Origin of the sequence: Dellaglioa algida DSM 15638, from assembly GCF_001434695.1 — a bacterium.
GTDB lineage: Bacteria > Bacillota > Bacilli > Lactobacillales > Lactobacillaceae > Dellaglioa > Dellaglioa algida.
On record NZ_AZDI01000002.1, the window covers coordinates 234,840 to 252,600 of the forward strand.

Annotated in this window: 17 protein-coding genes and 1 riboswitch; of the genes, 15 read left to right on the forward strand and 2 right to left on the reverse strand. The window is 36.1% G+C overall.

The annotated features are described in order from the left end of the window. The first annotated feature begins 10 nt into the window (after positions 1-10). The 4 genes from FC66_RS02825 to thiT all read left to right on the forward strand — a co-directional run bounded on the left by FC66_RS02825 (position 11) and on the right by thiT (position 3,732). Complete coding sequence (locus tag FC66_RS02825) at positions 11-649, forward strand: amino acid ABC transporter ATP-binding protein (RefSeq protein WP_057973858.1); 639 nt, start codon at positions 11-13, stop codon at positions 647-649. 9 nt (positions 650-658) lie between these two features. Continuing rightward, on the forward strand, positions 659-1,513 hold the full coding sequence (locus tag FC66_RS02830) for an amino acid ABC transporter substrate-binding protein (RefSeq protein WP_057973859.1): 855 nt from the start codon (positions 659-661) through the stop codon (positions 1,511-1,513). A gap of 15 nt (positions 1,514-1,528) precedes the next feature. Next, positions 1,529-2,977 carry a cardiolipin synthase gene (cls, locus tag FC66_RS02835; protein ID WP_057973860.1) on the forward strand — a complete coding sequence of 483 codons (1,449 nt, stop codon included), beginning with the start codon at positions 1,529-1,531 and terminating at the stop codon, positions 2,975-2,977. 53 nt (positions 2,978-3,030) lie between these two features. Continuing rightward, positions 3,031-3,131: riboswitch (TPP riboswitch) on the forward strand. Between the two features lie 46 nt (positions 3,132-3,177). Continuing rightward, positions 3,178-3,732, forward strand: coding sequence for an energy-coupled thiamine transporter ThiT (gene thiT, locus FC66_RS02840; RefSeq protein WP_057973861.1), 555 nt, complete (start codon positions 3,178-3,180; stop codon positions 3,730-3,732). An 83-nt stretch (positions 3,733-3,815) separates the two neighbouring features. Here the strand turns inward: thiT and FC66_RS07865 are convergent, their stop codons facing one another. Beyond that, on the reverse strand, positions 3,816-3,926 hold the full coding sequence (locus FC66_RS07865) for a DUF4044 domain-containing protein (RefSeq protein ID WP_083478941.1): 111 nt from the start codon (positions 3,924-3,926) through the stop codon (positions 3,816-3,818). Between the two features lie 63 nt (positions 3,927-3,989). Then, complete coding sequence (locus tag FC66_RS02845) at positions 3,990-4,940, reverse strand: magnesium transporter CorA family protein (protein WP_057973862.1); 951 nt, start codon at positions 4,938-4,940, stop codon at positions 3,990-3,992. A gap of 199 nt (positions 4,941-5,139) precedes the next feature. Between FC66_RS02845 and asnB the strand changes: the two genes are divergently transcribed. The 11 genes from asnB to murG all read left to right on the forward strand — a co-directional run bounded on the left by asnB (position 5,140) and on the right by murG (position 17,752). Beyond that, a complete protein-coding gene (asnB, locus tag FC66_RS02850) occupies positions 5,140-7,026 on the forward strand; it encodes an asparagine synthase (glutamine-hydrolyzing) (RefSeq protein WP_057973863.1) in 1,887 nt (628 codons plus the stop codon). Between the two features lie 22 nt (positions 7,027-7,048). Continuing rightward, complete coding sequence (gene dapG, locus FC66_RS02855) at positions 7,049-8,248, forward strand: aspartate kinase (RefSeq protein ID WP_057973864.1); 1,200 nt, start codon at positions 7,049-7,051, stop codon at positions 8,246-8,248. 12 nt (positions 8,249-8,260) lie between these two features. Next, a complete protein-coding gene (locus FC66_RS02860) occupies positions 8,261-8,626 on the forward strand; it encodes a DUF3397 family protein (RefSeq protein ID WP_057973865.1) in 366 nt (121 codons plus the stop codon). Positions 8,627-8,798: 172 nt separating this feature from the next. Next, the gene (mraZ, locus tag FC66_RS02865; RefSeq protein WP_057973866.1) at positions 8,799-9,230 is read left to right on the forward strand and encodes a division/cell wall cluster transcriptional repressor MraZ; all 432 of its coding nucleotides are present in this window, start codon (positions 8,799-8,801) and stop codon (positions 9,228-9,230) included. 27 nt (positions 9,231-9,257) lie between these two features. Then, a complete protein-coding gene (gene rsmH / locus FC66_RS02870) occupies positions 9,258-10,208 on the forward strand; it encodes a 16S rRNA (cytosine(1402)-N(4))-methyltransferase RsmH (RefSeq protein WP_057973867.1) in 951 nt (316 codons plus the stop codon). A 27-nt stretch (positions 10,209-10,235) separates the two neighbouring features. Next, a complete protein-coding gene (ftsL, locus tag FC66_RS02875; protein WP_057973868.1) occupies positions 10,236-10,616 on the forward strand; it encodes a cell division protein FtsL in 381 nt (126 codons plus the stop codon). Next, a complete protein-coding gene (locus FC66_RS02880) occupies positions 10,613-12,778 on the forward strand; it encodes a penicillin-binding transpeptidase domain-containing protein (protein WP_057973869.1) in 2,166 nt (721 codons plus the stop codon). The genes ftsL and FC66_RS02880 overlap by 4 nt, the downstream gene beginning before the upstream one ends. Before the next feature lie 17 nt (positions 12,779-12,795). After that, positions 12,796-14,268: a UDP-N-acetylmuramoyl-L-alanyl-D-glutamate--2,6-diaminopimelate ligase gene (locus tag FC66_RS02885; protein ID WP_057973870.1), complete on the forward strand. Its 1,473-nt coding sequence runs from the start codon at positions 12,796-12,798 to the stop codon at positions 14,266-14,268. 21 nt (positions 14,269-14,289) lie between these two features. Continuing rightward, complete coding sequence (mraY, locus tag FC66_RS02890; RefSeq protein ID WP_057973871.1) at positions 14,290-15,255, forward strand: phospho-N-acetylmuramoyl-pentapeptide-transferase; 966 nt, start codon at positions 14,290-14,292, stop codon at positions 15,253-15,255. A gap of 17 nt (positions 15,256-15,272) precedes the next feature. Next, positions 15,273-16,649 carry a UDP-N-acetylmuramoyl-L-alanine--D-glutamate ligase gene (murD, locus tag FC66_RS02895; RefSeq protein WP_057973872.1) on the forward strand — a complete coding sequence of 459 codons (1,377 nt, stop codon included), beginning with the start codon at positions 15,273-15,275 and terminating at the stop codon, positions 16,647-16,649. Between the two features lie 2 nt (positions 16,650-16,651). Beyond that, complete coding sequence (gene murG, locus FC66_RS02900; protein ID WP_057973873.1) at positions 16,652-17,752, forward strand: undecaprenyldiphospho-muramoylpentapeptide beta-N-acetylglucosaminyltransferase; 1,101 nt, start codon at positions 16,652-16,654, stop codon at positions 17,750-17,752. Positions 17,753-17,761 lie beyond the last annotated feature (9 nt).

Genomic DNA, 17,761 nt, shown 5'->3' on the forward strand with positions numbered 1-17,761 from the left:
GGGTGATTCTATGCTAGAGTTAAAAAATCTGACAAAGTACTATGGTAAACGATTAATTTTAGATAATATTAATTTAACGGTTAACGACGGGGAAATTGTGAGTATCGTTGGTCCATCAGGTGGTGGAAAAACGACGCTATTACGTTGTATTAGTGGATTAGAATCAATTAGTTCTGGTGAAATTTTAATTGATGCTTCGCCATTTGATCCTTATCGGAATACAACTAATGAGAGTGTTATAGGCGTCGTTTTTCAAGAGTTTCAATTATTTCCACACTTATCGGTATTGGACAATATCACATTAGCGCCAAAAATGGTTTTGAAACATGGTAAGGCTAAAGCAGAAGAAGATGCACAAAAGTTGTTGGATCGGTTATCTTTAGGGAATAAAGGGCATCTTTATCCTTATCAATTATCCGGCGGGCAAAAACAACGAGTTGCTATCGCACGTGCACTGGCAATGAATCCTAAAATATTGTGTTATGATGAACCAACCTCGGCGCTCGATCCAGCTTTACGTCAAGAAGTAGAAGATTTAATATTATCGTTAAAGAGGGATGGTATGACGCAAATAGTAGTTACGCATGATGTTCCATTTGCTGAGAATATTGCGGATAAGATGTTGAAAGTTAAACCACTTGAGGATTAGAGGATAAAAATGACTCAATTAATAAAAAAAATTGTACTTCTAATGTTATTATTAGTGTTTTTTACTGGATTGACTGGATGCAGCAATGATAAAATGAAGGATGCAAACCAATCGATGAATTTAACGGACGATTGGAAGGCGATTCAACAAAAAGGCACAGTTGTTATTGGAATTGATGATAGTTTTGTCCCAATGACGTTTAGACAAAAAGATGGTAAATTAGTAGGATATGACGTCGATTTAGCGAAGAAAGTTTTTGAGAAATATGGAATTAAAGTTGATTTCCAAACCATTGACTGGTCTATGAAAGAAACCGAATTGAAGAATGGGACGATTGATTTAATTTGGAATGGCTACACAAAGACAACCGCACGCGCTAAAACTGTTGCATTTAGTCGAACATATTTAACGAATAAACAAGTAGTCGTTACAAAGAAATCGAGCGAAATTAATTCATTTTCTGAAATGAAAAATAAAATATTAGGTGTTCAGAGCGGATCTGCCGGATTTGATAGTTTGAATTTGTATCCTAATATTTTAAAAAATAAGATTCAAGATGAAGAACCGATACAATATGATTCATTCGATAATGCGTTCATCGATTTAAATGCCGATCGAATTCAAGGTTTGTTAATTGATGATGTTTATGCAAATTATTTCATTGAACATCAGACAAACTCAAATTCATATCGTGTAATTGATGGTAAGTTTAAGACTGAAGATTTCGCCGTGGGTTTAAGAAAATCTGATGTTACAATGAAGTTGAAGATTAATAAAGCAATAACTGAATTACAAAACGAAGGTTATCTTAAAAAGCTGAATCATAATTGGTTCGGTGAGGATACAACTGTTCGGAATAATTAAACCCGGAGGAACCAAATGACATACGTAAACATTGGTGTGCTACTTATTTTTGTATTAAACTTGCTAGCAGCAATTATGACTGTATTTAGAGAAAGACGGGATATTGCTGCAACATGGGCATGGCTTCTCGTTTTGATTGGTGTACCCATATTTGGATTTTTAATTTATCTTTTTTTTGGTAAGAAGATTTCTAGGGAAAAGATTTTTGATATTAAAACGCAAGATCGTATGGGCGTCGATCAATTAGTTAGTCAACAAAAAAAAGAATGGGCCAGAGGCGAGTTAACAACAAGTGGCGAGTTTACCGATGACGTAAATGAAATTATGCACATGTTTTTAGAAATAGAAAAATCGATTTTGACAAAAAAGAACGACGTGCAAATATTTACTGACGGACATGACAAATTTAAGTCCTTATTTGATGATATCCGAAAGGCCAAACATCATATTCATGTTGAATACTATACGTTTGAGGACGGACGAGTAGGCAACGAATTACTAACATTACTCGAAACTAAAGTTAGTGAAGGACTTGAAGTTAGAATTATTTACGATGCCCTAGGATCGAAGGGGACAACTAGAAAATTTTTTAGACGGTTCGAAAAATTGGGTGGTAAGGCGGAAGCGTTCTTTGGATCGCATTTTTCATTCTCAGATCTTCGATTAAACTTTAGAGACCATAGAAAAATCGTCGTTATTGATGGTGAAATTGGGTACATTGGTGGATTTAACGTAGGGGATCAATACTTAGGCGAGAGTGAAAAATTTGGTCACTGGCGAGATACACATATTCGTATCTTTGGAAACTCAGTTGGTTCACTACAAAGTCGATTTATTATGGATTGGAATGCAACTGCAGGAAATAATCAGATTAACTATCAGTCGGATTATTTCCCTCAGACGGAATCTAAGGGTAACGTCAATATGCAAATTGTATCGAGTGGTCCTGATTCGGAAATTGAACAAATAAAAAAGGGTTATATCAAATTAATTAATTCCGCAAAAAAATATATTTATATACAAACGCCATATCTTATTCCCGATGATTCTGTTATGGAAGCCTTAGATATAGCTGTATCGTCAGGTGTACAAGTGAGAATTATGATTCCGTCAATGCCAGATCATGCTTTTGTTTATCGCGCCACGCAATATTATGCGAAAGACTTAACTAATATTGGAGCAGAACTTTACCAATATAATGATGGGTTCTTACACGCTAAAACGGTTGTGATAGACGATATGGTTGCATCCGTTGGATCCGCTAATTTTGATTTTAGAAGCTTTAAGTTAAATTTTGAAGCAAATGCATTTATCTATGACGCGGCAGTTGCGGTATCACTCAAAAATATTTTTGAAACGGATATGAAACAAAGTAATTTATTAACGAAAAAGTATTTCCATGATCAATCTCATTGGTTAAAGTTTAAACAACAATTTTCAAGACTTCTTTCACCTATATTATAGCAATTGAAAACGCTTGACGTTTCTTTGATTGTATGCGATATTAGTCGGTGGAGACCAACACAAAGGGGAGCCGATATCTGGCTGAGAGTGAAGAAATTCAGACCCTTGGAACCTGTTTGTTAATGCAAACGTAGGAATTGTGTGTAGAAGATTAACACCTTCTTTGTGCTTGGTTTACTAAGTCAAAGGAGGTTTTTTTGTTGGAAAGAAAAAAATTATTAATTCTGTTAGAAGGGGTCGTTATGGCCGCTTTAGCAATGGCTCTATCATTTGTACCTAACCCACCGAACGTGGATATTGCATTGGGTATTTTGCCCATTGTCGTGTATAGCTTAAGACGTGGGTTGAAAATGGGGTTAATTATTGGATTGCTTTATGGTATCTTACCGATACTAATTGGACCGGCTTATGTGTTAACGCCGGTCCAAGCTATTCTAGAATATCCCGTTGCTAATGTTGTATTGGGCTTTTCTGGCCTGTTTTCTGGGCATTTTTTGAATCAGTTACGTTCTAAAAATACGAATGGTGCTATCCAATCATTGACGCTGGCGATTTTACTGGCCGTCTTCTTGAAATATCTTGCTCATTTCATGGCTGGTATCATATTTTGGTCGAAGTATGTTCAGTGGGGTCTTTCACCAGTCGTTTATTCCGCCGTCATTAATGGTGGTAGTATGCTTATCAATATGATTATTGCTACACTAATACTGAATATTATGCTTAAAAAAAATCCGGGAATTTTTCTCGCTGAATAAAATATATAAATTAAGACGGCTGATTCTAGCCGTTTTTTTGTATAAAAAAAGAGCCACACCCAGTTAGGATATGACTCTTTAAATTAAGCGATTGACATAACTGCGGTTAAAACAACGCCACCGATTGTTACGAGAATCATTAACCAAACAACAACCATTGTAATCTTTTGGAATGTAGATTTCTGTTTTTTCATATTTTATCCAACCTCTCAAATCTAATAGTGTAACTATAACTTTTTTAATAACGATATGTCAACTTAAAAGTAGTCATTTTTCTTTAAATAATAGGCAGTTAATAAACAGATAATTAAGGTTAATAACTGTAGCCACCAGAATGAAAAGGGCATATTTACCCCGGGAAGTGGAACGTTCATACCGTACATTCCGCCAATAATTGTTGGAATGGTTAAAATGATAGTCATAGATGTTAAAACCTTCATAATAATATTTAGATTATTTGAAATGACCGATGAAACCATTTCCCCATAATTATCTAAAATTTTAGTTTGAATCATTGTCATGGTCTCAGCTTGTTGATTTTCAATTAATACATCTGTTAATAAGTCGTCAATCTTTTTTTGTTTAAAATGCTCATTGGAATCAGCCATGGATTGTAAAACGGGGTTATTTTTTTTAAGTGCAGCATCAAAATAGACTAGACTTTTTTGCATGGACATCATTTGATAGTACTGCTCATTTTTAGTTGCCTTAGCAAGAGATTTTTCTAAATTTTCAGTTTCTTGAATGATTGTATTAAGGGCAAATACAAAATTTTGTGATAAATACCAAAGTAATTTTAATGTAAATTGATCGGGTGTAGTTGTTTTAATTTTATGAACTGGGCTATCTGAGATAAAGTCATTGATAAAGTCAGGAGTACTATTTGACACGGTAATAATCGCATCTCCTGCCAGAATGATTGAGAAGGGGAAAGTTTGGTATTCAAGGTAGCCCAATGAATTTCTAATTCGATGAGGGTATTGCATTAATACTAAATCAGGGACAGCGTTTTGAGATAGGCCTTCCGTTCGTGAGTTTTCTTGATCATCTAATACGGCAGTTATGTAATCCCTGGGGATAGCATATTTACCGACAAGTTCATCAACTTCATCTACAGAGGGTGCCGTGACGTTAATCCAACATAAATCACCATATTCAGTTATTTTTTCAATTTTTCCGGTTTCAGTTGACGCGTAATATTCTATCAAATTTTAAAACTCCTTTATTCATATATCGTGATACCCAGTATACCAAATTTTTTAAGCTTTCGTTAATTCAGACATCTAGTTGTTAAGATTAACTCAAATACGCTATAATGATAAACATAACTGTAAGCAAAATTGAAATTTGTTGTAGAAACATCTATAATATAAGACATTGATTTTATGAAAATGAGGGATGAAAATTATGTGTGGATTTGCAGGCGTATTGAGTAACAGACAAAAAAATACAGACAATGATTACGATAAAATTGTTCATAATATGACGAAGATGCTCGTTCATCGTGGACCTGATGATTCAGGATATTTTAATGATGATGATATCACAATGGGTTTTAGAAGATTAAGTATAATTGATTTGGAAGGTGGGCACCAACCCCTTTCATATGAAAATGGACGTTATTGGTTAACGTTTAATGGTGAAATTTATAATTACATCGAACTACGTGAATCGTTAATTGCTGATGGTTACGAATTTAAAACAGATTCTGATTCAGAAGTAATTCTTGGTATGTATGCTAAATATGGCGCAGAAGCGGTTAAGCAATTCCGAGGTATGTTCGGATTTGTTATTTGGGATACACAAGAAAAGACACTTTTTGCCGCACGTGATCAATTTGGAATCAAGCCTTTCTATTACGCTACAGCTGATGATCAATTCTATTATGGGTCTGAAAGTAAGGCAATCTATAAAGTTTTGAAGAATAAAACGTTTGATAAGGACGCGCTTCAAGATTATATGACATTCCAATTTGTGCCGGAACCAGAGACGTTAACTAAAGAAATTAATATGTTACAACCTGGACATTATTTAACTAAAAAAATGGGTGAAGAACCTGTTATCACACAATATTTTTCTGCTGAATTTCATCCAGTGGTTCGTCCTGAAGAAACGTACATTAAACGCATTAAGGATGTCTTAATTGACTCCGTTGAAAAACATATGCGTGCTGATGTTCCCGTGGGTTCATTCTTGTCAGGTGGGATTGATTCATCTATTATTGTGGCCATTGCCAGAGAATTGAATCCAAAATTGGAAACAATTTCGGTTGGATTTGAACGTGAAGGTTACAGCGAGCTAGACGTCGCTCAAGAAACTGCAGAAAAACTGAATGTTGCTAACTTTAGTTCCGTTATTACGGCTGAGGCATTCATGAAGGCATTCCCACATTTCATCTGGAATATGGACGATCCCTTGGCTGATCCGGCTGCCGTGCCTCAATATTTCCTTGCCAAAGAAGCTAGAACGCGAGTTAAAGTTGCTTTGACAGGAGAAGGCGCTGATGAATTATTTGGCGGGTATACAATTTATCATGAACCTGAATCATTAAAGGGATTCAAATATACGAAACCTATTAATGGCGCATTAAACAAGATTGCCCAGATGATGCCAAAAGGTATGCGTGGTCAAAGTTTCCTTCTTAGAGGAACAACACCAATGGAAGACCGCTATGTTGGTAATGCCTTTATCTTTAACGAAAAAGAGAAGCAAGCGTTCTTTAAAGATTATAATAAGGAACATCCATTCCAAAGTATTACGGGTCAATATTATGATGCATCAAAAGATTACAACAAAATTGATCAAATGCAGTTTATTGATATGCATACATGGCTAAATGGTGATTTATTGCATAATGCCGATCGAACAACAATGGCACATAGTATTGAATTAAGAACACCATTCTTGGATAAAGAAGTTTTTGCGGTTGCTTCTGAAGTACCTGCTAATCTAAGAATTGCGCATGGAACAACTAAATACATCTTACGTAAAGCAGCTGAAGGTATTGTTCCTGATCATGTTTTAAATCGTAAAAAATTAGGTTTTCCTGTGCCAATTCGTTTCTGGTTGAAAGATGAAATGTATGATTGGGCTAAACAAATCATTAATGATTCTCAAACCGAAGAATTCTTTAATAAGCAATATTTCTTAGATTTGTTAGATGAACATCGTGATGGTATTCGTGATAACTCTAGAAAAATATGGACGGTTCTTACATTTATGGTATGGCATCGCATTTATGTTGAAAGTGATATGCTAGTAGATAGTGAGACAGTGACAGCAAGAGCGAAATAATAAATAGTGGGAGTTCAAAATAATGACAATTATGGTCCAGAAATTTGGTGGCACCTCAGTTCAAGACGATGAGTCAAGACGAGCAGCCTTGAAACATGTAAAGTACTCAGTTGATAAGGGGTATCAGGTTGTTGTCGTTGTATCTGCGATTGGCCGACAAGGGGCTCCTTATGCAACTGATTCATTATTAGGACTTGTCGATGGGGAACAGTCATTACTTTCGAATAGGGAGTTGGATATGATTGTTTCAGTTGGCGAAACTATTTCTGCCGCAGTTTTTTCTGAATTGTTGAACAAAGAAGGAATTAATGCTGCCGCTCTAACTGGTCAAGATGCCGGTGTTGAAACGAATGATGAATTTCAAAATGCTAAAGTCGTTAATATTAATACCGACTTAATTTATGAAGCATTCAATACAGCCGACGTTTTAGTGGTAACGGGTTTTCAAGGTGCAACTAGTCAAGGACAAACGACGACTATTGGACGTGGTGGGAGCGATACAACTGCGGCATTACTTGGCGCGGCGCTGGATGCTGAACGTGTTGATATTTTTACCGATGTTTCGGGAATGATGACTGCTGATCCGAGATTAGTAACAAAAGCCAAATTTCTCGAGACAGTTAGCTATGAAGAAGTTGCAAATATGGCCCATGAGGGTGCGAAAGTTATCCATCCGCGTGCCGTAGAGATCGCCCAACAAGCGCATGTACCCGTTCGAATTCGGTCAACTTGGCAAGGACCCGAAGAGCTGGGCACCCTTGTAACGGATCGTAATTTAGGTGTGAAACATTATCGTAGCGTAACCGGTATTGCACACGTGACGGGTCTCACTCAATTCACAATTAAAACGAATAATCATACAGCCAAGGATGTTTTTAATTTGATGGCGGATAGTCAATTGAGCGTTGATTTTATTAATATTTCACCCGGTAAAGTTATTTTTAATTTACTCAGTGATGATGTGGATAAGGCAAAACGACTCTTATCGGAAGCAAAAATTGATGTCTCAATTCTTGCAAATTGTGCTAAAGTTTCAATTGTAGGTGCAGGTATGACAGGTACACCAGGCGTAACATCAAAAATTGTGACGGCATTGGCTGAAAATGATATTAATATTCTACAAACGACTGATAGTTATACAACAATTTGGATTTTAGTTCAGCAAGATGATTTGAAAACCGCCGTTAATGCACTGCATGAGGTCTTTTTAAACAATATCTAAAGGGAGTAGTTTATGAAACTCTTTACATTTTTCGGAACTTGGGTTGGGTCAATAATTTTGGTAGTTGGATTTGTTTTGATTTTAACGTTATTAAAACGAATTTTACGTAAACATTGGCCAAAGTGGCTACAAGTTGTTGATTTTCTACCACCATTACTACTCTTGTTAACGCATATTTTATCATTGCATGGCTTTGGATTAACCGTTGCGCCATTTTTAATATTGGCATGGTGCTTAATTGGAATTGCCAGTGCGCTTATGTACGCTTATCGAGATGGTGAATTAATTTACGCAAAGTTTTTCAAGACAATTTGGAAAATAACTGATATTTATATGATTATTTGGTATTTAATTATTTTAATTTTGTTATTATTTTAATTAAACGCTCATATATTCGAGTAATTACTTACGCAAAAATCACTTGACCCGAAAGGGTTAAGTGATTTTTTGTATTTAACGATATAAAAATATAAGATTGTGAAATTGAGTGGTGGAATGTGGGGCATTGTGGTAAAATTTAAATAGTTACTACGAAAGGGGGCGTACACTAATGTTTATGGGTGAATTTAAACATACTTTAGATACCAAGGGTAGATTGATTATTCCGGCTAAATTTCGTGAAGAATTAGGCGATAAATTTGTTATTACTCGTGGTATGGATGGATGTTTATTCGGCTACACGCAAACAGAGTGGGCGCTTCTAGAAGATAATTTAAAAACGCTTCCATTGACGAAAAAAGATTCTCGTGCTTTTGTCAGATTCTTATATTCAGCAGCTACAGAATGCGAATTTGATAAACAAGGGCGTATTAATATTCCAGCTTCTTTAAGGGAACATGCTGACTTAGAAAAAAAGTGTGTCCTAGTTGGTGTTTCGAATCGTTTTGAGGTCTGGAGTGAGGATCGTTGGAATAGTTTTACGGAAAATGCATCAGAGAATTTTGACGAAATTGCAGAAAATATGGTTGATTTTGGATTTTAAATAAAACGTATGAAGGGAGACAAAACCATGACAACATTTGAGCATGAAACAGTATTATTAAATGAGGCAGTGGACGGGTTAGCAATTAAACCGGATGGTGTATATGTTGACTGTACCTTGGGTGGTGGCGGCCATAGTGCCTTAATCCTGTCTCAATTAAGTGCGGAAGGGCATCTATATGCCTTTGATCAAGATCAAACCGCAATTACGTATAATGAAGAACATTTAAAAGAATACATAGAAAACGGACAAGTTACATTTATTAAACGTAACTTTAAAGATTTAAAAGTTGCCCTACTAGAACTTGGCGTAACAACAGTAGATGGCGTACTTTATGATTTAGGGGTATCATCCCCACAATTTGATGTCGCGGAACGGGGATTTAGTTATCAACATGATGCGCCTTTAGATATGCGAATGGATTTAAGTGCAGAATTAACGGCTAAAGAAATTGTAAATCAATGGACATATCAAGAATTGATTAGAATATTTTTCAGATATGGTGAAGAAAAATTTGCGAAATCTATTGCTCGTCAGATTGAAAATGCTAGAGAAACAGAAGAGATTGTGACGACTAGTCAATTAGTTGAACTCATTAAAATGGGTATCCCGGCACGTGCACGACGTACAGGTGGACATCCCGCAAAGAAAGTATTTCAGGCAATACGTATTGCGGTTAACGATGAGTTAGGTGTTTTGGAAGATTCATTAGAACAAGCGATTGAGTTAATTGATGTTACGGGACAAGTTAGTGTAATTACATTCCAGTCGTTAGAAGATAGATTAGTTAAAACAATGTTTAAAGAACGAACAAGTCTTCCAGAATTGCCACCAGGGTTGCCAGTTATACCAGATGATATCCAGCCAAATTATGCACTAGTCAATAAGAAGCCAATTTTGCCGTCAGAGCAAGAATTGGAGAATAATAGACGCGCGCATTCAGCAAAATTAAGAATTATAAAACGATTGAAAAAATAACGTACAATAATAAAGGGGTTACATACTATGGCACAAAATAGCACAGCAAGACAAATGCCAGCAGTACCAACAAGAGAATACAAAGGAAGTCCAAGACAACAAACAGTACATAAAACACAAGCTGACGCGCAACGGGTTGCATTTTCTAACATGGAAAAATCATTCTTTTGTTTTATTGGTGCTGTTTCTTTAGTGTTAATGATCATGCTGGTCTCATCACAAGTTGAATTATCTAATAGCAGCCAGTTTCTACAAAATATCAATAGTGAAATAACGGCTATTCAAACTAAAAGCTCTGATTTAACGCAAGAAGTGAACGAACTTGCAAGTAATGATCGATTAAACGGTATCGCAAAAAAGAATGGTCTTGACTTGAGCGAGAGTAGAATAAGGAATGTAACGAAATGAATAATCAAAAACAACGAATGATAAATGACATGAAAAAGAAACGTAGAAACAGGCAAAGGTTTGGTGTGCTACTAATCCTGACTGTTTTAGCGATTCTTTTAATGTTTATCATTCGTTTTTCTTATATTGTCATAGGTGGGAAAGTTTCAGATGTTAATTTGAGTAGTCAAACGCAGTCACTGTACGAAAATAGTCGTATTGATAAGGCGAGTCGCGGGACAATTTATGATGACTCAAATCAGCCGATTGCAGAAGATACAACCAATTATTCAGTGTACGCTGTTTTATCAAAAACATATGTCGGCGCTAACCATAAGCCTTTGTATGTAACCGATAAACGTAAGGCAGCTAAGGTTATTGGTGATGCAATTGGCATGAAAGAAAATAAAGTTTATGATACTCTGAATGCAAAAAAAGGTACTTTCCAGGTAGAGTTTGGGAACTCTGGAAAAAACTTGTCATTAGAAACTAAAAATAAAATTAATTCTGCCGGATTAAGTGGTATTTATTTCACAAAAACGCAGGCAAGGTTGTATCCAAACGGTGTCTTTGCATCTCATTTAATTGGTGTGACAAAAACGACAGAAAAAACAGGTGACTCAAAATTATCGGGTGTAATGGGTCTTGAATTAGCATTTAACAAGCAACTGAGTGGGACAGATGGATTAAAAGAGGTTCAAAAGGATAGCTATGGTTATCAATTACCTAACTCGAAAACAAAAACGAAAACTGTAGAAAATGGTAGCAACATTTACACAACGATTGATACGAAATTACAGACGTATCTTGAAACCACTTTGACACAGGTTCAAAAAAAATATAATCCAAAATCCATGAATGTTGTCGTTATGAATGCAAAAAATGGAAAAATCTTAGCGGGTAGTCAACGCCCAACATTTAATGCGGATACTAAAAGTGGTATTTCTAAAATGTGGCGTAATACTTTAATTGAAGACAGTTATGAACCCGGATCTACTATGAAGGTCTTTACGATGGCCGCTGCTATTGAAAATGGTGCGTACAACGAAAATGCAACATATAAATCAGGGGTTTTAAAAGTGGGAACTAAAATGGTACCCGATTGGAATACTTCTGGTTGGGGATTAATTACTTATCGTGAAGGTTTCGCTCGTTCAAGTAACGTTGGTATGGCTAAGTTAGAACAAATAATGGGACCTAACGCATGGCTTGAGTATATTAAAAAATTTGGATTCCTTAAAAGTACAAATTTAGGTTTGGCAAGTGAGGCAAACGGAAGTATTGAATTCCAATACCCAATTGAACAAGCGGATACCGCTTTTGGACAAGGAATTAATGTGACAACTATGCAAATGATGCAAGGTTTTACGGCGTTTGCTAACAATGGTAAAATGATAAAACCAACGCTTGTTGATAAGATTGTAGATCCTAATACGGGTAAAACGACCTACCAAGCAAAAACAACGAGCATGGGACAAGTCATTAAAAAATCGACTTCTCAAGAAGTCCTTAGTATGATGCAAGATGTTATTTATAAAGATTATGGAACTGGGAATGCATTTAAAATTGATGGCTATAAATTAGCTGCTAAAACAGGGACAGCTCAGATTGCTAATTCAGATGGAACGGGTTATCTGACAGGGGATGCGAACTATGTCTTTTCAGTTGTTGGAATGGCCCCAGCGAAAGATCCTAAATATGTCATTTATGTCACCATGAAACAACCACAAAATATGCAAGGTACGACCGGTAACGATATTCTAGCGCAAGTCTTTAATCCTTTGATGAAGAGGACTTTAGAAGAAGATAGCTCAACGGCCCTTTCATCGTCTAAAACTAATGTAATGGTTGCAGACGTTAAAGGTAGCAAAACTTCTTCGGCTAAATCAACATTGAATGAGCAGAATTTAGATGTCGCAGTTATTGGAAATGGAAGAACTATAGCAAACCAGTACCCGGCATCGGGAGCTACTGTATTGTCTGGTCGTAAGGTCCTGTTAGTAACTGATGGCGAAATGGTGATGCCTGATTTAACGGGATGGTCGAAGAGTGATGCCGTTAATGCCGCCGAAATAATGAAATTAAATATAACAACGACGGGTAGTGGCTACGTTTCAGAGCAGAGTATTAAAGCAAATACGGTTGTAAAGAAATCAACAACAGTTAAATTAACGTTAAAATAAAAAGGTGAATGTAGACTATGAGAGCAGACAAATTAATTCAAAGTTTAAAATTTAAAAAAGTATCTATGGCAATTGATTCAGAATTAGATATTAAATTACTGACGCAAGATACAAGAGAAGTTGTTGAAAATAGTATATTTGTTGCTGTTGAGGGTTATACAGTGGACGGCCACGATTTTGTTACTCAAGCAGTTGAAAAAGGGGCAAAAATTATTATAGCCCGCAAACCAATATCCGTATCAGTTCCTGTCGTATATGTGCAGGATACTAATCGTGCAATGGCAATTCTTGCCGATGTCTTTTATGGCGTTCCCAGTCAAAAAATGCGAATGATTGGCGTTACAGGTACTAATGGTAAAACAACTGTGACACATTTAATTGAACAAATTTATCGTGATTTGAATCAAAAAACGGGCTTAATAGGGACGATGTACCGAAAAATAAATGATACGGTTTATCCTTCAAATAATACAACGCCTGACGTTATTACATTACAACGGACTTTAGCACAAATGAAACAAGAAAAAGTTGACACCGTTGCAATGGAAGTTTCTTCACACGCATTAGTTTTAGGGCGTGTTTGGGGGATTGATTTTGATATTGCAGTCTTCACGAACTTAACGCAAGACCATTTAGATTTTCATAAAACAATGGACAATTATGCGCATTCGAAAAGTATGTTATTTGCGCAACTTGGTAATCACTACACGGAGTCTGGTGACGCAAAGGTAGCTGTCTTGAATTTTGATGACCCGGTTGCCAGAACGTTTACGCAATTTACTTCTGCTCAGGTATTATCATATGGTATTGAAAATGACGAAGCCATGATTCAAGCTAAAAATATTGAAATAAAAAGTCATGGAACTGAATTTGATTTAATTATTTTTGGGAAAACAACGCATATAACAATGCAACTCATTGGATTATTCAATGTATACAATATGTTGGCGGCATTTAGTGCTGCGTATGCTGCTGGACTAGATGAAAAGCAGATAATAAAATCACTTGAAAAAGTGACCGGAGTTAAAGGACGCTTCCAATTAGTGCCTTCTAAGACTGGTGTCAGCGTCATTGTTGACTATGCACATACGCCAGATGGATTGCTTAACGTTTTAGAAACGATTCAAGACTTTGCTCAGAAAAATGTGTATTGTATTGTGGGTTGTGGAGGAGATCGTGATAAAAGTAAACGACCTAAAATGGCTAAAATAGCTTCAAATTATAGTGATTATCCAGTATTTACGATGGATAATCCTAGAACTGAAGATCCTAATCAAATTATGGCAGATATGCTAACTGGTATTCCAGAAAACAGAGCAACAGTTATAATGGATAGACATGATGCGATTGCTGAAACAATCGGTAAGGCACAGCCTGGTGATATTGTTTTGATTGCAGGTAAAGGGCACGAAGATTATCAAATCCTTGGTCGAGAAAAAGTTCATTTTGATGATGTAGAAGAAGCAACAGTAGCGTTAAATAAAAAATAAGAATTAAGCGAGGATGAGACAATGACTAAGCCGGAAATGATTATACCGTTGGTGAGCGGATTTGCACTAACATTTATGTTTATGCCACTATTTATTGGTTATTTTAGAATGCGAAAACAAGGTCAAATGATTAGAGAAGAAGGACCAAAATGGCATGAAAAAAAATCAGGCACACCAACAATGGGCGGATTTGTCTTTAACATTGCAATTATTATCACAGCAATTTGGACGTCAATCTGGGCGAAAACTATGACGCCAGCAATGTTGATTCTAATTTTTATCCTGTTCTTATATGCTGTACTAGGTTTTTGGGATGATAGTATCAAATTATTTAAACGACAAAATGAAGGCCTGAAGGCTTGGCAAAAATTGTTAGGACAGATAGTAGGGGGATTAATCCTTACCGGAGTCTATATGCATGAACAATTACCACTTTCCATTAATATTTTAGGGTTCGGTGAAGTCTCAATAGGCATCCTTTATGCGGTCTTTATTATTATTTGGCTCGTTGGGTTCTCTAACGCGGTTAATTTAACTGATGGAATTGATGGTTTAGTTGCTGGACAAGCTATTATTGCTTTTGGCGCATATGCCGTCGTTGCACACGTACAACACCAAGACGACATACTTATTTTCTGTTTATCAGTCATAGGTGCTCTTATCGCGTTTATCTGGTTTAATCATAAACCCGCTAAAGTTTTTATGGGGGATATGGGTTCTTTAGCCTTGGGCGGTGCATTAGCAACCGTCTCAATCTTATTGCACCAAGAGTTATCACTTATTTTTATTGGTATCATATTCGTTTGCGAAACGGCAAGTGTTATTTTGCAAGTCGCTTCGTTTAAATTGACGGGTAAACGTATCTTTAAAATGAGCCCAATTCATCATCATTTTGAAATGAGCGGTTGGAATGAATGGAAAATTGATATTGTCTTTTGGACAATTGGATTAATTTTTGCAATATTGACATTGTTAGTTATTTTATAAAGGGAGATCTTATTGGAATGAAGAATATTACGAATTATCAAAATAAAAAGGTTCTAGTAGTTGGCTTAGCGAAGAGTGGCATGAACGCGGCTAAGCTTTTAAAAGAGTTAGGCGCATCTGTAACAGTAAATGACCGAAAAAACATTGATGATAATCTAGACGCCAAAGAATTATTGGACGAAGGTATTCAAGTGATTACGGGCGGGCACCCACTCTCTTTACTAGATGAAGGTTTTGAGTTAATCGTAAAAAATCCTGGAATTCCATATACGAATCCAATTATCGCAAAGGCAATGGAAAAAGGTCTACCAATTATTACAGAACCAGAATTGGCTTATGAAATATCTGAGGCACCAATGATTGGTGTTACAGGAACTAACGGTAAAACAACGACGACCACTTTAATTTCATTAATGTTAAATCAAGAAAGAAAACAAGGCCAGGCATTTGTGGCTGGTAATATTGGTGTTTCATCTGTTGCCGTTGCTAAAAAAGCAACCCAAAATGATGTCATTGTAACCGAATTATCAAGTTTCCAACTATGTGGTATTGATAAGTTAAAACCCGAAATTGCTGTAATTACTAATATTTATGAAGCGCATACGGATTACCATCAAACACGAGAAAACTACGTAAAAGCAAAAATGCGGATAACAGAAAATCAGGATTCAAATGATTTTTTTGTTATTAATTGGGATTTAGAAGAGCTTCGTGAGTTAGCCAAAACTAGTCATGCAAAGGTAATTCCTTTTTCTAGATTGGCTAAAATACAAACGGGTGCTTACGTCAAGGATGGTAATATTTGTTATCAAGATGAAGTTATAATGAAGACAGATGACGTTAATATTCCTGGCGAACATAATATTGAAAATATACTTGCAGCTATTGTAGTTGTTAAAATTAAGGGCGTAAAAAACTCAGCTATCAAAGATGTATTAACGACGTTTACCGGGGTACGACATCGTACACAATTCGTCAGTACATGGCATCATCGTAAATTCTATAATGATTCAAAAGCAACTAATATTGAAGCAACTGAGATGGCCGTTAAAGGCTTTTCGCAGCCAATTATTTTATTGGCGGGCGGATTAGATCGAGGGTTTACGTTTGAAAAATTAGTGCCTGTACTTAAACAACATGTTAAAGCAATGATTGTTTTTGGAGAAACGGCCGATTTAATGAAAGACGCTGGAGAAGCAGCGGGGATTACAGAAATTAAGCGGGTTACAGATGTTGTCGCTGCAGTTCCGGAAGCCTATAAGTTAAGCACGGATAATGATATTATTTTATTATCTCCGGCAGCGGCAAGTTGGGATCAGTACCCTTCATTTGAAGTCCGTGGGGATCAATATATTGATGCAGTGGAAAAACTAATGCAAGTAGAGGATAACTAAATATGAAAATTATAGTTTCTGGTGGTGGGACTGGTGGGCATATTTATCCCGCCTTAGCCCTTATTGAAGCATTAAAAATAAAAGACCCAACAACAGAATTTTTGTACGTTGGAACTGAAAAAGGACTTGAGAGTCGGATTGTACCTGATAATCACATCCCGTTTAAAACAATTAAAATTCAGGGATTTAAACGATCGTTGTCGATGGAAAATGTTAAAACAATTCAATTATTTTTAAAAAGTGTTAAAGATGCTAAAAAAATGATTAAAGCGTTTAAACCGGATATTGTTATTGGGACCGGGGGATATGTGTCTGGTGCAGTCGTATACGCCGCTGCGCGGTTACATATACCGACAATTGTTCATGAACAAAATAGCGTTGCGGGTATTACAAATAAATTTTTGAGTCATTTTGTTGATAAAGTGGCGATATCATTTGAATCCGTTGCGGACCAATTTCCAAAGAAAAAAGTTGTCTTTACGGGGAACCCAAGGGCACAACAAGTTGTAAATGAAACAAAAATAGACGCGTTATCGGAATATAATTTGTCAGATGACATCCCAACAATGCTCGTTTTTGGTGGCTCAAGGGGCGCTGAAAAAATTAATCAGGCAATGGTTACTGCAATTCCAGAATTGAATAAAAAACCATATCAAATATTATTTGTTACTGGTAATGTTCATTACGATAAAATTATGGCTAATCTAGATGGTGTTCAATTGAATGAAAATATTATTGTTAAACCATATCTGAACAATATGCCTAATTTATTAAGTAATATTTCTGTTATTCTGGGTCGTGCCGGTGCGACAAGTATCGCAGAAATTACGGCGCTTGGATTACCCTCTATCTTAGTGCCTAGCCCATACGTCACAAATAATCATCAAACGAAGAATGCAATGAGTTTAGTGAGTAACAATGCGGCAAAATTAATTACTGAGGACGCATTAACTGGTGAAAAACTGGTTGAAGTTGTTGATGAAATAATGCTTAACGATGACGTTAGAAAGCAGATGGCAGAGAACTCACGTAAGATGGGTGTGCCTGATGCTGCTGATAGATTAATTGTCGTTATGGAAGATTTAATTAAAGAAAAAAAATAAGCCAGGGAG

Excerpts from the sequence above, each read along its gene's own strand:
- FC66_RS02825 (WP_057973858.1), top strand. The coding sequence starts at position 11 with ATGCTAGAGTTAAAAAATCTGACAAAGTACTATGGTAAACGATTAATT.
- FC66_RS02830 (WP_057973859.1), top strand. The coding sequence starts at position 659 with ATGACTCAATTAATAAAAAAAATTGTACTTCTAATGTTATTATTAGTG.
- cls (WP_057973860.1), top strand. The coding sequence starts at position 1,529 with ATGACATACGTAAACATTGGTGTGCTACTTATTTTTGTATTAAACTTG.
- FC66_RS07865 (WP_083478941.1), bottom strand. The coding sequence starts at position 3,926 with ATGAAAAAACAGAAATCTACATTCCAAAAGATTACAATGGTTGTTGTT.
- asnB (WP_057973863.1), top strand. The coding sequence starts at position 5,140 with ATGTGTGGATTTGCAGGCGTATTGAGTAACAGACAAAAAAATACAGAC.
- dapG (WP_057973864.1), top strand. The coding sequence starts at position 7,049 with ATGACAATTATGGTCCAGAAATTTGGTGGCACCTCAGTTCAAGACGAT.
- FC66_RS02860 (WP_057973865.1), top strand. The coding sequence starts at position 8,261 with ATGAAACTCTTTACATTTTTCGGAACTTGGGTTGGGTCAATAATTTTG.
- mraZ (WP_057973866.1), top strand. The coding sequence starts at position 8,799 with ATGTTTATGGGTGAATTTAAACATACTTTAGATACCAAGGGTAGATTG.
- rsmH (WP_057973867.1), top strand. The coding sequence starts at position 9,258 with ATGACAACATTTGAGCATGAAACAGTATTATTAAATGAGGCAGTGGAC.
- ftsL (WP_057973868.1), top strand. The coding sequence starts at position 10,236 with ATGGCACAAAATAGCACAGCAAGACAAATGCCAGCAGTACCAACAAGA.
- FC66_RS02880 (WP_057973869.1), top strand. The coding sequence starts at position 10,613 with ATGAATAATCAAAAACAACGAATGATAAATGACATGAAAAAGAAACGT.
- FC66_RS02885 (WP_057973870.1), top strand. The coding sequence starts at position 12,796 with ATGAGAGCAGACAAATTAATTCAAAGTTTAAAATTTAAAAAAGTATCT.
- mraY (WP_057973871.1), top strand. The coding sequence starts at position 14,290 with ATGACTAAGCCGGAAATGATTATACCGTTGGTGAGCGGATTTGCACTA.
- murD (WP_057973872.1), top strand. The coding sequence starts at position 15,273 with ATGAAGAATATTACGAATTATCAAAATAAAAAGGTTCTAGTAGTTGGC.
- murG (WP_057973873.1), top strand. The coding sequence starts at position 16,652 with ATGAAAATTATAGTTTCTGGTGGTGGGACTGGTGGGCATATTTATCCC.